11 protein-coding genes are annotated in these 14,050 nt (G+C 75.9%); 5 read left to right on the top strand and 6 right to left on the bottom strand.

Going from position 1 to position 14,050, the window contains the following annotated elements; translation table 11 throughout:
• The first annotated feature begins 33 nt into the window (after nucleotides 1–33).
• Nucleotides 34–606 (top strand): GNAT family N-acetyltransferase, encoded by a 573-nt coding sequence (locus IE106_RS13895; protein WP_189533618.1) that lies wholly within the window; start codon nucleotides 34–36, stop codon nucleotides 604–606.
• A 77-nt stretch (nucleotides 607–683) separates the two neighbouring features.
• On the opposite strand, the gene IE106_RS13890 is transcribed toward IE106_RS13895, so the two are convergent.
• The 3 genes from IE106_RS13890 to IE106_RS13880 form a co-directional block, all read right to left on the bottom strand.
• Nucleotides 684–1,709 carry a hemolysin family protein gene (locus IE106_RS13890; RefSeq protein ID WP_189533616.1) on the bottom strand — a complete coding sequence of 342 codons (1,026 nt, stop codon included), beginning with the start codon at nucleotides 1,707–1,709 and terminating at the stop codon, nucleotides 684–686.
• Entirely contained in the window at nucleotides 1,706–3,058 is a 1,353-nt protein-coding gene (locus tag IE106_RS13885; protein WP_189533614.1) for a hemolysin family protein, read from the bottom strand. The genes IE106_RS13890 and IE106_RS13885 overlap by 4 nt, the downstream gene beginning before the upstream one ends.
• A 337-nt stretch (nucleotides 3,059–3,395) precedes the next feature.
• On the bottom strand, nucleotides 3,396–7,667 hold the full coding sequence (locus IE106_RS13880) for a hypothetical protein (RefSeq protein WP_189533612.1): 4,272 nt from the start codon (nucleotides 7,665–7,667) through the stop codon (nucleotides 3,396–3,398).
• Nucleotides 7,668–7,935: 268 nt separating this feature from the next.
• Between IE106_RS13880 and IE106_RS13875 the strand changes: the two genes are divergently transcribed.
• Complete coding sequence (locus tag IE106_RS13875) at nucleotides 7,936–8,139, top strand: hypothetical protein (protein ID WP_189533610.1); 204 nt, start codon at nucleotides 7,936–7,938, stop codon at nucleotides 8,137–8,139.
• A 370-nt stretch (nucleotides 8,140–8,509) separates the two neighbouring features.
• Here IE106_RS13875 and IE106_RS13870 read toward each other — a convergent pair whose 3' ends face one another.
• Nucleotides 8,510–8,905, bottom strand: a complete 396-nt coding sequence (locus tag IE106_RS13870; RefSeq protein WP_189533608.1) for a VOC family protein — start codon at nucleotides 8,903–8,905, stop codon at nucleotides 8,510–8,512.
• A 309-nt stretch (nucleotides 8,906–9,214) separates the two neighbouring features.
• Here IE106_RS13870 and IE106_RS13865 point away from each other — a divergent pair, with 309 nt between their 5' ends.
• Genes IE106_RS13865 through IE106_RS13855 form a run of 3 tightly spaced genes read left to right on the top strand, consistent with a single transcriptional unit; the run spans nucleotide 9,215 to nucleotide 11,114 of the window.
• Nucleotides 9,215–9,898 carry a HemK2/MTQ2 family protein methyltransferase gene (locus IE106_RS13865; RefSeq protein WP_189533606.1) on the top strand — a complete coding sequence of 228 codons (684 nt, stop codon included), beginning with the start codon at nucleotides 9,215–9,217 and terminating at the stop codon, nucleotides 9,896–9,898.
• Entirely contained in the window at nucleotides 9,882–10,097 is a 216-nt protein-coding gene (locus IE106_RS13860; protein WP_189533604.1) for a CDGSH iron-sulfur domain-containing protein, read from the top strand. The genes IE106_RS13865 and IE106_RS13860 overlap by 17 nt, the downstream gene beginning before the upstream one ends.
• Nucleotides 10,098–10,100: 3 nt before the next feature.
• On the top strand, nucleotides 10,101–11,114 hold the full coding sequence (locus IE106_RS13855) for an iron-containing redox enzyme family protein (protein WP_189533602.1): 1,014 nt from the start codon (nucleotides 10,101–10,103) through the stop codon (nucleotides 11,112–11,114).
• Nucleotides 11,115–11,372: 258 nt separating this feature from the next.
• On the opposite strand, the gene IE106_RS13850 is transcribed toward IE106_RS13855, so the two are convergent.
• Nucleotides 11,373–11,543, bottom strand: a complete 171-nt coding sequence (locus IE106_RS13850) for a DUF5670 family protein (RefSeq protein ID WP_023591223.1) — start codon at nucleotides 11,541–11,543, stop codon at nucleotides 11,373–11,375.
• Between the two features lie 86 nt (nucleotides 11,544–11,629).
• Entirely contained in the window at nucleotides 11,630–13,918 is a 2,289-nt protein-coding gene (locus IE106_RS13845) for an ATP-binding cassette domain-containing protein (protein ID WP_189533600.1), read from the bottom strand.
• Nucleotides 13,919–14,050 lie beyond the last annotated feature (132 nt).

Here is a 14,050-nt window from a genome sequence, read left to right as displayed (position 1 = left end):
TGCGTTGTCGGTGCCGCGTGACATCGTGGGGTCATGACCATCGAAGTGCGCCCGGCTTCCGTCTTCGCCGACGTCCGCACCCTGCTCGGCCCGAAGTCGCCCGGGGCCAACGTCTGCTGGTGCCTGAGCTACCGGATCCCGTCCAAGCTCAACAACGAGCTCCGCGGCCCGGACCGCGGCGAGTACGTCGCCGGGCTGTGCCGCGAGGGCACCCCTCCGGGCGTGATCGCCTACGACGACGGCGAGCCGGTCGGCTGGGCCGCCGTCGCACCGCGCGCCGCCACCTCCTTCGCGCGCAGCCGCAGCATCCCGCACGTCGACGACCTCCCGGTCTGGTCGCTGTGGTGCGTGCGCGTACGCCCCGGCCACCGGAAGAAGGGGATCTCGCACGCCCTGATCGCCGGCGCGGTGGAGTTCGCCCGCGGCCACGGCGCGCCGGTGGTCGAGGCGTACCCCCTCGACAGCGGTGACGCCAGGGTCGACATGACGATGGCGTACGCGGGGATCCGGAGGAACTTCGAGCGCGCCGGGTTCGTCCACGCCGCCGACACCACCTCGGTGCTGGCCGGCCACCCCCGTGTCCTGATGCGGCTCGACCTGCGCTGACGGGTCGGGCCCGGGCCCCCGTACGGCACGGGGCCCGGGCCCGGTGCCGCACGGGCTCCGGCGGCCGCGGGATCCGCTCAGGTCGCGGGTTCGGCGGCGGGGCCGACGAGTTCCTCCAGGACGTCCTCCATGGTGACGAAACCGATGACGGTGCCCTTGTTGCCGGTGACGGCCGCCAGGTGGGTGCCGGCGGCGCGCATGGCGGTCATGGTGTCGTCGAGCGGGGTGTCGAGGGCGACCCTCGTCATCGGGTGCAGGGCGGTGCGGGGGAACGGCGCGGTGCGGTCGGCCGCGCCCAGGGCGTCCTTGATGTGGAGGTAGCCCAGCAGCGTCCCGCCGGGGCCGGTGACCGGCAGGCGGGAGAACCCGTGGGCTGCGGCGGCGCGTTCCAGGTCCTGCGGGGTGGTGGTGTGCGGGACGGTGGTCATGCGGTTGAGGGGGACCATGACCTCGCCGGCGGGTCGGGTGCCCAGTTCCAGCGCGTCGCGCAGCCGGTCGCCGTCCTCGGGGTCGAGGAGCCCGGCCTCGCTGGAGTCCCTGACCAGCCGCGCGAGCTGGTCGTCGGTGTAGACGGAGGCCACCTCGTCCTTCGGCTCGACCTTCAGCAGCCGCAGGATCGCGTTGGCGAACGCGTTGATCCCGAAGACGACCGGGCGCAGGGCCCGGGTGAGCGCGACGAGCGGGGGCCCCAGGAGCAGCGCGGTGGGCGCGGGCGCGGCCAGGGCGATGTTCTTGGGGACCATCTCGCCGACGAGCATGTGGAGGTACGTCGCCAGGGTCAGGGCGATGACGAAGGCGATGGGGTGGGTCAGGCCCTCGGGGACGCCGACGGCGTGGAACGGCGGTTCCAGCAGGTGGGCGATGGCCGGTTCGGCGACGGCTCCCAGCACCAGCGAGGAGACGGTGATGCCGAGCTGGGCGGTCGCCATCAGCGCCGAGAGGTGTTCCAGGCCCCACAGGGTGGTCCTGGCCCGCCGGTTCCCGGCGAGGGCGGCCGGTTCGATCTGGCTGCGGCGTACCGAGATCATCGCGAACTCGGCGCCGACGAAGAACGCGTTGGTCAGCAGGGTCAACGCGCCGACGAGGAGCTGGAGGGTGGTCATCGGGTCGCCTTCTCCCGCGTCGCGGTGGTCGTGTCGGCGCCGTCCGGCGCGGGGGCGGTGAGGCGGACGCGGTCGGCGCGGTGGTGCTCGACGTGGAGCACCGCGAGCTGCCAGCCGTCGACGTCGAGTCGGTCGGTCACGGTGGGGATGCGCTCCAGGCGGGTGGCGACGAGGCCGGCGAGGGTTTCGTACGGGCCGTCGGGGGCGGTCAGGCCGATCTCGGCGAGCTGGTCGAGGCGGATGCTGCCGTCGGCCTGCCAGACCCGGCGGCCGTCGGGCGCCGGGGCGTCCTCGGCGAGGTCGGGCGTCTCGTGCGGGTCGTGCTCGTCGCGGACCTCGCCGACGACCTCCTCGACGATGTCCTCGACGGTGGCGACGCCCGCCGTGCCGCCGTACTCGTCGATGACCACGGCCATGGTGTGGGTGGCGCGCAGGCGGCCCAGCAGTTTGTCCACGGGCAGGGAGTGCGGGACGAGCAGGGGTTCGGTGGCGAGGGCGGAGACGGGGGTGAGGGGGCGCTTCTCCTCGTCGAGGGCGAGCACGTCGCGGATGTGGACGGTGCCGACGACCTCGTCGAGGGTGTCGCGGTAGACGGGGAAGCGGGACAGGCCGGTGGCCAGGGTCAGGTTCGCGGCGTCGGCGGCCGTGGCGCGCAGTTCCAGCGCCTTGACGTCGACGCGCGGGGTCATGACGTTCTCCGCGGTCAGCTCGCCCAGGTGCAGGGTGCGCACGAACAGCTCGGCGGAGTCCTCCTCGATCGCCCCCTCGCGGGCGGAGTGCCGGGCGAGGGCGACGAGCTCGTCGGGGGTGCGGGCGGAGGCCAGCTCCTCGGCCGGCTCCAGTCCGAAGCGGCGCACGAGCCGGTTCGCGGTGTCGTTCAGGTGGTGGATCAGCGGGCCGAACGCGGCGGTGAAGGCGCGCTGCGGCGCCGCGACGACCTTGGCCACCGCCAGCGGGCGCGCGATCGCCCAGTTCTTCGGGACCAGCTCGCCCACCACCATGAGCACCACGGTGGAGGCGGCCACCCCGAGGAACGTGGAGAGGGTCGACACCGCGCCGGCGGGCAGGCCGGTGGCCTCCAGCGGTCCGTGGAGCAGGACCGAGACCGACGGCTCGGCCAGCATGCCGATGACCAGGGAGGTCACGGTGATGCCGAGCTGGGCGCCCGACAGCTGGAAGGTGAGGCGCCTGGCCGCCTTCAGCGCGCTGTCGGCGCCGCGCTCGCCGGCCTCGGCGGCACGCTCCAGTTCACCGCGTTCGACCGTGGTCAGCGAGAACTCGGCCGCGACGAAGACGGCGCAGGCCAGGGTGAGGGCGAGGGCGAGGAGCAGCAGGAGCACTTCGGTCACCGTGCCACCCCCCTCTCACCGGTCACGGGCGTGGGGGACGCGGCACGGCTGGTACTGGGAGGTTCACCCATTGCGGGTCTGCTGCTCCTTCTCGGTCACGGAGGCCGGGGGCCTCCGGTGGGCTTGCGGTGGGGCGGACGCCCCGACCCCCAAGGGTAAAGGAAGGGCAAAGTCCCCGGGAAGATCCCCCGGCCCGGAAACCCGCGCCCCGGGGACGGCGTCCGCGCCCTGCGGCGTGTTCCCCTCCCGCCCCGGGCGTACACCACACCCGCCCCGCCCGGGCGTCGCACCTCCCGGTGTCCCCCGCACCCGGGCGCCCCCCCCGTGCGCCGGCCGCTCAACCGGTCGGGCCTCCGCAGTCGGCGGGGGCCAGGACCGCGGGCCACCGCCTCTCCTCCAGGGGCGCCCTGCGGTACCGGACCGCGGCGTCGCGGAGTCCCGCCATGGCCAGGTCGCGGTAGGGGCTGCCGGCCAGCCTGCTCTCGGCGTCGGCCCGTACGTCCTCGTCGCGGCGGTGGGCGGCGGCCGTGTCCAGGGCCTTCTGCAGCATCGACCGCGGGCCGCCCGCCAGGCCCGCGACCAGCTCCAGCCAGTCGTCGCGCCCGGCCGTCACGGCGAGCCGGGTCAGCGGCTTCTGCCACTTCCACCCCAGGCGCGTGACGTGGTGGGGGTCGTCCAGGCCGCCACCGGCCGACTGCCGCGCCACGGCCAGGGTCACCTCGACGGCGCGGGACGGGTCCGTCGCGCAGAGGCGTTCGACGAGGAACCCCGCCCCCGTCTCGTGGATCGTGTCGGTACGGGTCGAGCGCGCGATCCGGGCCGTGACGGCCCCGACCGCCTGCGCGACGTCCTCGGCGGTCGCGAGCGGGGCGAACCGGCAGCGGAGGAACAGCCCGAGGAGGGCCGTGTCGGCGCCGGTCCCGTCCGGGACGTCCGCCGACGCCAGCGCGGCGTCCAGCTCCTCCCACCCGGGCTCCCCGCCCGCGGAGGCGACCGCGGAGACGTCGTGGCCGTTCCAGTCCCGCAGGACCCGCAGGAAGGTCCGCCAGTGCCCCCTGGTCACCCTCCCGGCCACCCGGGCCTGGGCGGCGAGCGCGGGCCGGTCGGCGGCCCCCAGCCGGACGAGGTGCCCCCACAGCCGCAGCGCCGCCGCCTTGGCCTCGGGGTCCGGGCAGGGCGCCGTCCCCCACAGGTCGGCGCACCACTCCGCCAGGCCGGGGCCGAACCGGTCGAACAGCGCGAGCCCGGCCGCGGACGGGGCGGGCTGCTCCAGGGTCGCCTTCGCCAGCTTCGCCAGCCACGGGACGTCGGCCTGGGGCACCCGGTGGCGCAGCGCCTCCTCCAGCAGTTCCGGGGCGTGGGGCGCGTGGTCGGCGAGGGCCGCCTGGATCAGCCCGCTCAACGCGTCGCGGACGCGGCGGCCGTGGTAGGGCCTGCCGCCCAGGAAGGCGGGCCACTCGTTGCCGCCGCGGACCTGTTGGTCGTGGCGGCCCTTCTCCAGGGCCCGCCAGCGTTCCAGCGCCACGAACGCCCTGGCGTGGCCCGCCGCCGCCAGGGGGACGACGAGCCGCGCGGCGCCGTGCAGCACGAGGAACGTCCCGTCCGTCCGGTCCTCCCCCCACGGGCGTCCGGCCGACGGCCAGGGCACGATCCGCGCCGACCGGGCGGGCGGCAGCCCGGAGACCCCGCCGACCGCGAAGCGCACGGCGGCGGCTCCCGCCCGGCCGCCCCGCGGGGAGGGCAGTCCACCGATGCGTTCGGCGCACCACTCCGCGGCGGCGCGCGTACCGGGGTCGTCGGCGGGCTCGGCGAGCAGCGGCGGCAGGAGGTGCGCGGCGACGTCGTCGACGACGTCCCTGCCCGCGCACAGCGCGACGGTCTCTTCCAGGAGTTCGGGGACCCCCTCGGGCGCCCGCCGGAGCCGTTCCCCCACCTGCCCGAGGACCGCCCGCAGCCGTGCCGCCTCGACGTCGAACGGCTTCGTCCCCTCGGCGGCCAGGGCCCGCACCACTTCCGCCGGGGTCCGCCCCGGGGCGGACGCGAACCAGTGGGCGTCGAGGGCCGCCTGGGCCCGGCGCCACTCCTCCGCCTGCGCCGGCGCGTCCCAGGCGTCGCCGTCCTCGTCGTCCCGGGCGGTCTCCTCGGCCCCGCCGTCGACCGCCTTGTCGGTGCCGAGGCGCTGGGCGATCCCGGCGGCGACCGGGAAGAGAGCGTCCCAGTCGGCGTCGCCGGAGCGCCGGAGGACCGCCGACACGCACTGCAGGGTCTGGATCCGGGACCGGTGCCGCTCGGCGAGGGCCAGCAGTTCGCGCATCCGGTCCGCGGCCCACTCGCTTCGGTGGTCCCCCAGGGCGTCGACCAGCCGCACCGCGTGGTTGCCGTGGCTGCCCGCGTCGTTCGCGCCCAGGCCGACCAGCCACGACCACAGGCACCGCGGCCCGCCGCAGCCGGCCGCCTCGGGTTCGCCGGGGGACACCCGGCGTTCCACGCACCGGGCGGTGTCCGCGCACAGGGTGCGCAGCAGCGACCGGACGGCGTCGGCGGTGCCCCGGTCGATCCGCCCGAAGCGGCACAGCAGGTCCAGGACGCGGCGTTCCATGCGGGAGTGGTGGCGCAGGACGACGGCCGCGTCCTCGACCACGCGCCGCGGGTCGGCGTGTTCGCGCGTCGGGAGGACGGCCAGCAGCTCCCGCACCATGGCCGTGGAGGCCCTTTCCCGCAGGTACCGGTGGAACCTCTCCCGGACGTCGCCGAACACGTCGTCCGGCAGCAGCGCGTAGGCGCGGACCGCGATCACCTGGAGGTCGACGTCCTCGCTGTCCAGGAGGTCCGTCAGCAGGTCCGCCGCGTCGTCGCGCACGCGCCCGTCCGCGCGCATGCCCTGGACGAGCGCCTGCTCGGCGACCACCGCCCGCAGGAAGTCGTCCGGGTGCGCCCGGAGGTGCCTGTCCAGCGCCGCGTAGTAGGACTGCCTCCTCTCCGATGCGAGGCGCACCAGGCACCGCCCGGCGGCGTACTCGAACAGCGTCTGGTGGAAGAAGCGGACGGCTCCCTCCCCCCGTCCGCCCGCCCCGGCGCCCAGGATCACGCTCCGTCCTTCGAGCCGGACCAGCTGCTCCAGCGGGTCGGCGTCCCCGGCCTCGGGGTTCGCCCCGGCCATGCGTGCCGCCGCGTCGCCCGCGGGCAGGGCCACCACGCCGTCGTGCAGCATGAGGCGGGCCAGGCCCTGCGCCGGCCACGACAGGTCGGCCGCCGCCGGCGCCGCGGTTCCCGCGGAGCCGTGGCGGGCGTCCTCGGCGACCCGCCGCTCCCAGTAGCGGTCGTACAGGCCCGCGGCGTCGATCTCGGGCTTGGGCGAGTGCGGTGCGTACACCTCGAACAGCATGCGCAGCGTCAGCGGCCTGGCGACGACCTCGCGGACGGGCAGGCCCCGCACGGCCGCCTCCAGCAGGGCGGCCACCGTCTCGGCGCGGGCCGCGGGGGGACCGTCCGGGAGGTAGCGGCGGCAGTACGCGGACAGCGCCCGCTCCAGTTCCCCGCCGTACCGGAAGTCCCCCAGCTGCAGGGCGACTTCGGAGGGCTGCCCGCCGAGCAGCCGCTGGAGGGCGGCGGCGTCGCGCGTACGGCAGGTCACGGCGAGCGGCACGCCCTGCTCGCGGCAGACGCCGACCACCTCGCGCAACCTGTCGCGGCCGTCCGCGGAGTGCAGGAGCAGGTCCGCCGTGTCCAGCAGGGCGACGATCCCGGCACGCGACTGGCGCTGGCGGGTGGCCAGTTCGAGGGAGTGGAGCAGCCGGCCCCCCTCCCCCGGGGAGAGCAGCAGTTCCGCGCGCAGCAGTACCGGCCGGACCGCCGCGCCCGCACGCCGCTCGTCCGACGGCGGCCTGGTGCGCCGCTCGTCGCGGGGACCGGCGGCCCTGCGGCCCTCGACGAGTTCCGCCAGGTACCACAGCAGGCTGGTCTTGCCGGTGCCCGCCTCCCCCAGGACCAGTTGCACGGGCTGCCCCGGCCGCCGGGCCGCGGCCTGCCGGAGCAGGACGCCCGCCAGGCGCTCCTCCGTGCCGCGGGCGACGTACACGTCCCGGAGGGACACCTCGGCGTCCCCCGGGCCCCGGCCGAGGAGCAGCGCCTCGCGCCGGGCGCGTGCGCTGGTCTCCTCCAGCAGCACCAGGTGGCTCCGGCCCCCGTCGCCGGCCGGCCCGGCCAGCCGCCCCATCTCCCTCGCCACCTCGGCGAGGGCGAGACGAAGGCCGAAGGGGAGGAGGTAGGGCTCACCGAGGCGGCTGAGCGCCTCCAGCACCGGCTGCCGGTCGCGGGTGGCCCCGGTGCCGCGCCGGAGGTCGGCGCGGAGCGCCTGGAAGGTCTGCCAGGGGAACGTCGTGATCCGGCCGGGCACCTTCGTGGCGGCGTTCCGGCGGTCGGCCTCCACCTGGCGGGCGATCACGGCGTGGACCCGCCGCCACACGGGCTCGCTCGTCCGGGGGCGCGGCGCGCCGGGTGAGGGCGGAGTGCGTCCGGGGGTCCGCGCGTCCACGAGGTCGTACAGGTGGCACAGGGCCAGCCGCAGGCACCTCACCGCCTCCTCGGCCACCACGTCCTCGACCGCCATCGGCTCCTCCGGGGGGATCGGCAGACGACACAGCGTAGGTCAAGTGGCCCCGGTACGCGGCCGGTTCCCCCGCGCGGCGCCCGCGGAACGGACCTCGCGGGAGTTGGGCGCGCGCCCGGCCGACCAGCGGCTTCACGACGCCTCCGCCGGGTGACCTCAGGGGAGTTGGGGCCCCCTGGCGCCCCGGCCCACGGTGGACGCGCACACCGGCCGGCCCGGGGTGCGGGCCCGCACCTCACCCGACTCGAGAAACGGTGAGGTCACCACGATGCGTCACGTCCGTTCCTGCTTCGTCCACGCTCTCCGGACCGCCGGCGAGCTCCTCTCCTGGCACCCCTCCCCCGAACTGCGCTTCCTGGCCCGGACCGTCGCCGCCCTCGTCGGTGACGAGGGCGTCCGCCTCTCGGTGCGCACCGCCGCCCGGGTGTACCGCGCCCGCCTCACGGCGCGGTGGGGCCGCCCGCGCGGGTGACGGGCCGCGGGGCGGGTCCTCCGGGGCCCGCCCCCTCCGCGCGGGACCCGTCCCGCCCGCGCCGGTCGCGGTACGCGGCGCGGGCGCCCGCCGCCGGTGGCGTCCTGCGGCCGGGACGGGGCGGGTGCGCCCGGCACCGGCCGCCCCCGGCTGCGCGGGCATCACCGCCGTGCCGCCGCTCAGCGCACGCGGCGGGTTCCGGGTACGCGGCCGGGTGATCCGTCCGGGCGCGGGAGCCACGGGGCGTCCGGGCCCAGGGCGGCCCGCACGTCACGGGGGCACACGATCCGGTCACGCAGCGTGTCGGTGCGGGTACCACGGGGCGGCGTCGCCGGTCGGGCACCCGCCGCTCCGGACGCCGGTACCGCCCTCAGGAGGCGGAGCGGCCCTCCTGCGCCACCAGGGTGAAGGAGTGTCCCGCCGGGTCGGCGTACGTACGCACGTCGCGGGGTCCCGAGTTCTCCTTCGTGTCCACCGGCCGCGCCCCCAGACCGACCGCCTCCCGCTCCGCCTCGTCCATGTCGGCCTCCGCGACCAGGATGTGGAGGTGCGCCTGCTGCGAGTCGTCCGGGCGCGGCCAGCTCGGCGGCGCGTACCCGTGGTCCCGCCGGATCGCCAGCTGTACGCCGTCGTGGCCGACGACCTCCACGAAATCGGGGTCGGCGCCGCGCCGCACGTCGGCGCCGAGCAGCCCGGCGTAGAACTCCGCCAACGCCTCCGGCTCGGAGCAGTCGAGGACCAGGACGCTTCTCTTCGATACCGTCATGGTCTCCCTTCTGCCCCCTGACCGCCGCAACACGCGCCGGGGTGCGGCGAGTTGCGGCGCGGCGGGGCGTACGGGGACGCGCCTGCGCACGCCACGGCGCGGTGCCCCGGCGTTCCGCGTCCCCCTCCCCGCGGCCCGTCCGCGCTCCGGTCCGGCGACACCCGCAGGTCGGCGGCCCCCGGGTCCCGCCGGCGGGGCCCGGGGCGCGGGCCGGGTCCGCCATGGATGAAAGCGGCGCCGACGGGCACCCGGGGATCAAGAACGCCGGGCGGCACCGGGCCGCCGGCACGACCTTTCCAGGGAGCCGGTATGCCGAGTCTGATGGACGCCGGCCGGGTCGGCGGGGCGCTGCTGCTCGCCCCCGGGGTGTACGCGCCGCAGTCCGACACGTTCCTCCTCCAGGAGGCCATCGAACGCGAGGACCTGCCGGCCGGCGCGGAGGTGCTCGACGTGGGCACCGGCAGCGGGGCGCTCGCCCTCGCCGCCGCGCGGCGGGGTGCCCGGGTGACCGCCGTGGACCGCTCGTGGCGCGCCGTGCTCACGGCCCGGCTGCACGCGCTCCTCGCCCGGCAGAGAGTGCGCGTCCTCCACGGGGACCTGCTGGAGCCCGCCGCGGGCCGCCGCTTCGACCTGATCGTGTGCAACCCGCCGTACGTCCCCTCCCCGCGGAAGCGGCCGCCCCGGCGGGGCGCCGCCGTCGCCTGGGACGCGGGCCACGACGGCCGGGCGGTGCTCGACCGGGTCTGTGACGGGGCGGCCGACCTGCTGCGGCCCTCGGGCGTCCTGCTGCTGGTGCACTCGGCGCTGAGCGGCGTCACGCCCACCCTCGAGCGGCTGGAGCGGGCGGGGCTGGTGGCGACCGTCGTCCGGCGCAGCTCCGTACCCTTCGGCCCCGTGCTGCGCTCACGCTCCGACTGGCTGGAGCGCCGGGGCCTGATCGCTCCCGGCCAGGAGAAGGAAGAACTGGTGATCATCCGTGCCCACCGCCCCTGAGGGACGTCCGTCCCCCGAGCCCTGCCGCGTCACGGTGACCAAGGAGGGCCCGCTGCTGCTCGACGGCCCGGTCGAGGTCACCCTCGACGACGGGACCGTCGTGCGGTCCGAGCGGTTCACCGTGGCGCTGTGCACCTGCCGCCGCAGCCGCGCCTACCCCTGGTGCGACACGAGCCACCGCCGACGTACGAAGAGGTGAACCATGCAGGACCGGATCCCGCACGCGGCCGACGCCCGTGAAGGCGAGCTGCCGCCCGCACGCGGAGAGGTGTCCGAGGGGGTGCTGGCCGCCCTGCGCGGCCCGGCGGGCGGCCCGGTGCCCGGCCCCGGCGCCGTGCGCACCGCCGACCCCCTGGGCGACGACCTCCAGCTGGCCCTCTACCTCTGCTACGAACTGCACTACCGGGGCTTTCACGGCGTCGACCCGGCCTGGGAGTGGGACCCGGGGCTCCTCGCGCTGCGCCAGGCGATGGAGGGCCGCTTCCTCGACGAGCTGCGCGCCCGGACGGAGGGCGGGCCCGACGTGGACGCCGCGCTCGACGCGCTGCTCGTGGAGCCCGTCGACGGCGACGGCGTCTCGCACTTCCTCAGGGACAAGGGCGAGCTGTGGCAGCTGAGGGAGTACGCCGCCCAGCGGTCCCTCTACCACCTCAAGGAGGCCGATCCGCACGCGTGGGTCATCCCCCGGCTGCACGGCAGGGCCAAGGCGGCGTTCGTGGCCGTCGAGTACGACGAGTTCGGAGGGGGCCGGCCCGAGCGGGTCCACGCGCGGCTCTTCGCCGACCTGATGACCGACCTGGGACTCGACACCCGCTACGGCCGGTACCTCGACCACGCTCCCGCCGAGATGCTGGCGAACGTCACCCTCATGTCGCTCCTCGGGCTGCACCGGGTCCACCGGGGTGCCCTGGTGGGGCACTTCGCCACCGTCGAGGTGACGTCGTCGCCGGGGTCCCGCCGGCTCGCCGAGGCCATGCGCCGCACCGGCGCGGGCCCGGCGGCGGAGCACTTCTACGCCGAGCACGTGACCGCCGACGCGGTGCACGAGCAGATCGTCCGCAGGGACGTCGTCGGCGGGCTGCTGTCCGACGAGCCGGCCCTCGCCCCCGACGTGGCCTTCGGGATCGCGGCCACCGTCCACCTGGAGGACCGCCTCGGGGAGCACCTGCTGGGTGCCTGGCGCGAAGGCGTCACGAGCCTGCGGAAACCGCTGTGAGACGGGGACGCGGGGCACGAGGGGAAAGGTGAGCGGGGCGGTCGGCGGCGCAGGTCGCCGGCCGCCCCTTCCGTTCGGCTCCGTCCGGTACGGGCGGCACGCCGGGGGTGGGGGCGGGGCGGGCCACGTCACGGGGCGACGGCGCGGGGCGGGGCCACCGGGCAGGCACGGTCCGGAGAAGCGGGGGGCGCGGACAGCGCCGCGGCCCGCCCCCGGTGTTTCGGGGGCGGGCCGCGGCGTCGGGCGCTCGGGCCCCGTCTACCAGCGGTACCAGCGGCCGCGCCGGCCGCCGGTGCCCGCCGAGCGCATGACGAAGCCCAGCAGCCACACCACCAGCAGGATGACCGCGACCCACCAGAGGGCTTCGAGCGCGAAGCCCGCACCGAACAGGATCAGGACGAGCAGAAGAACGAGAAGCAGGGGAACCATGATTATCAGCCTCCGCTCCCACGTGTGCCCCGTCACGGCGTGAACACACGTCCGCTTCCGTGGCCCCTCCGCCCGTCCCCGGCCCGTCAGCCCTCGACGTACCGGGCCAGGTACTCGCCGGTCAGGGTGGACCGGTCGGCGACGAGCTGCGCGGGGGTGCCCTGGAAGACGACGCGGCCCCCGTCGTGCCCGGCCCCCGGCCCCATGTCGATGACGTGGTCGGCGTGGGCCACGACGGCCAGGTGGTGCTCGATGACGATCACCGAGCGGCCCGCGTCCACGAGCCGGTCCAGCAGCGTCAGGAGGTGGGCGACGTCGGCCAGGTGCAGGCCGGTGGTCGGCTCGTCCAGGACGTAGACGCCGCCGTCGGACGCCATCTGCACGGCGAGCTTGAGGCGCTGCCGCTCCCCGCCGGACAGGGTCGTCAGGGGCTGGCCCAGCGTGAGGTAGCCGAGGCCGACCTCCCGCAGGCGCGTCAGGATCCTGTGCGCGGCCGGGACGCCCGCCGCGCCGTCCGCGGCGAAGAAGTCCGCGGCCTCGTCCACGGGCAGGGCCAGCACCTCGGCGATGTTCCTGCCGCCCAGGGTGTGCTTGAGCACCTCGGCCTGGAAGCGGTGGCCCTCGCACTCCTCGCAGACGGTCGCCACGCCGGCCATGAGGGCCAGGTCGGTGTAGACGACGCCGGCGCCCTTGCAGGCCGGGCAGGCGCCCTCGGAGTTCGCGCTGAACAGGGCCGCCTTGACCTTGTTGGCCTTGGCGAACGCGGTGCGGATCGGGTCGAGCAGCCCCGTGTAGGTGGCCGGGTTGGAGCGGCGCGAGCCCTTGATGGCCGTCTGGTCGACGACGACCACGCCGTCGGCGCGGGAGACGGCCCCGTGGACCAGGGAGCTCTTGCCCGATCCGGCGACGCCGGTCACCACGGTGAGCACGCCCAGGGGCACGTCGACGTCGACGCCCCGCAGGTTGTTGCGGTCGGCGCCGCGGATCGGCAGCACGCCGGCGGGAGTGCGGACCCGGTCCTTGAGGGCGGCCCGGTAGCCGAGGTGCCTGCCGGTGAGGGTGTCGGAGGCGCGCAGCCCGTCGACGTCGCCCTCGTAGCAGACCCGCCCGCCGGCGATGCCCGCGGCCGGGCCGAGGTCGACGACGTGGTCGGCGATCAGGATCGTCTCGGGCTTGTGCTCGACCACCAGGACGGTGTTGCCCTTGTCGCGCAGGCGCAGCAGCAGGTCGTTCATGCGGCGGATGTCGTGCGGGTGCAGGCCCACGGTGGGCTCGTCGAACACGTAGGTGACGTCCGTCAGGCTGGAGCCGAGGTGGCGGATCATCTTGACGCGCTGCGCCTCGCCGCCCGACAGCGTCCCGGAGGGGCGGTCCAGCGACAGGTATCCCAGGCCGACCTCGACGAAGGAGTCGAGGGTGCGGCGCAGGTTCTCCAGGAGCGGCGCCGCCGACGGCTCGTCCAGCCCGCGGACCCAGTCGGCCAGGTCGCTGATCTGCATGGCGCAGCACTCGGCGATGTTGACGCCGCGGATGCGGGAGGCCAGCGCGGCCGCGTTCAGGCGCGCCCCGCCGCACTCGGGGCAGGGCGCGAACGCGACGGCGCGCTCGACGAAGGCGCGCAGGTGCGGCTGCAGGGCGTCCTTGTCCTTGGAGAGGAGCGACTTGCGCACCCGGTGGACCAGCCCCTCGTACGAGAGGGTGGAACTGCCGACCTTGACCTTGGTCGACTCGCGGTGGAGCAGGTCGTGGAGCTCGGTCTCCGTGTAGTCGCGGAGCTTCTTGTCGGGGTCCAGGAAGCCCGAGCCCGCGTAGACGCCCACCAGCCAGCCGCCGGGGGTGTAGCCCGGTACCCGGATGGCCCCCTCGAGCAGGCTCCTGTCCCGGTCGACGAGGGCGTCGAGGTCGATGTCGGAGACCTGCCCGGTGCCCTCGCAGCGCGGGCAGGCGCCGGCGGGCTGGTTGAAGCTGTAGTGGAAGCCGGGGCCCGCGCTCGGCACTCCGAGGCGGGAGAACACGATGCGCAGCATGGCGTGGGCGTCGCTGGCGGTGCCCACGGTGGACCGGGACTGCGGCGTCATGCGTTCCTGGTCGACCACGATGGCGGGGGTCAGCCCCTCCAGGACGTCGGTGTCGGGGCGGGCGGCCTGCGGCATGAAGCCCTGGACGAAGGTGGAGTACGTCTCGTTGATCAGCCGCCGGGACTCCGCGGCGATCGTGCCGAAGACCAGGGAGCTCTTGCCGGATCCGGAGACCCCGGTGAACACGGTGAGGCGGCGCTTGGGGATCGCCACCGAGACGTCCCGCAGGTTGTTCGCCCGGGCGCCCAGGACGCGGATCAGGTCGTGGCTGTCGGCGGGGTGCGTCGTCGTGTCCATCGGATGGCCTCCGTTGCGCCGGAATGGGTCGGGGGTCCGAGGACGTCCGGGAGCCGTGGCGTGCCGCCGGCGCGGGCGCGGCACGGCGCCCCGGCGGACGGGACGGACCGGCGCCCCCCTGACCTGTACAGT

Origin of the sequence: Streptomyces roseolilacinus (genome assembly GCF_014649335.1) — a bacterium.
GTDB classification, from domain to species: Bacteria; Actinomycetota; Actinomycetes; order Streptomycetales; family Streptomycetaceae; genus Streptomyces; species Streptomyces roseolilacinus.
This window is presented reverse-complemented; position numbering and strand designations above follow the sequence as displayed.

Coding starts and splice junctions, on each gene's coding strand:
- IE106_RS13895 (WP_189533618.1), top strand. CDS start 34: ATGACCATCGAAGTGCGCCCGGCTTCCGTCTTCGCCGACGTCCGCACC.
- IE106_RS13890 (WP_189533616.1), bottom strand. CDS start 1,709: ATGACCACCCTCCAGCTCCTCGTCGGCGCGTTGACCCTGCTGACCAAC.
- IE106_RS13880 (WP_189533612.1), bottom strand. CDS start 7,667: ATGGCGGTCGAGGACGTGGTGGCCGAGGAGGCGGTGAGGTGCCTGCGG.
- IE106_RS13875 (WP_189533610.1), top strand. CDS start 7,936: ATGCGTCACGTCCGTTCCTGCTTCGTCCACGCTCTCCGGACCGCCGGC.
- IE106_RS13870 (WP_189533608.1), bottom strand. CDS start 8,905: ATGACGGTATCGAAGAGAAGCGTCCTGGTCCTCGACTGCTCCGAGCCG.
- IE106_RS13865 (WP_189533606.1), top strand. CDS start 9,215: ATGCCGAGTCTGATGGACGCCGGCCGGGTCGGCGGGGCGCTGCTGCTC.
- IE106_RS13855 (WP_189533602.1), top strand. CDS start 10,101: ATGCAGGACCGGATCCCGCACGCGGCCGACGCCCGTGAAGGCGAGCTG.
- IE106_RS13850 (WP_023591223.1), bottom strand. CDS start 11,543: ATGGTTCCCCTGCTTCTCGTTCTTCTGCTCGTCCTGATCCTGTTCGGT.
- IE106_RS13845 (WP_189533600.1), bottom strand. CDS start 13,918: ATGGACACGACGACGCACCCCGCCGACAGCCACGACCTGATCCGCGTC.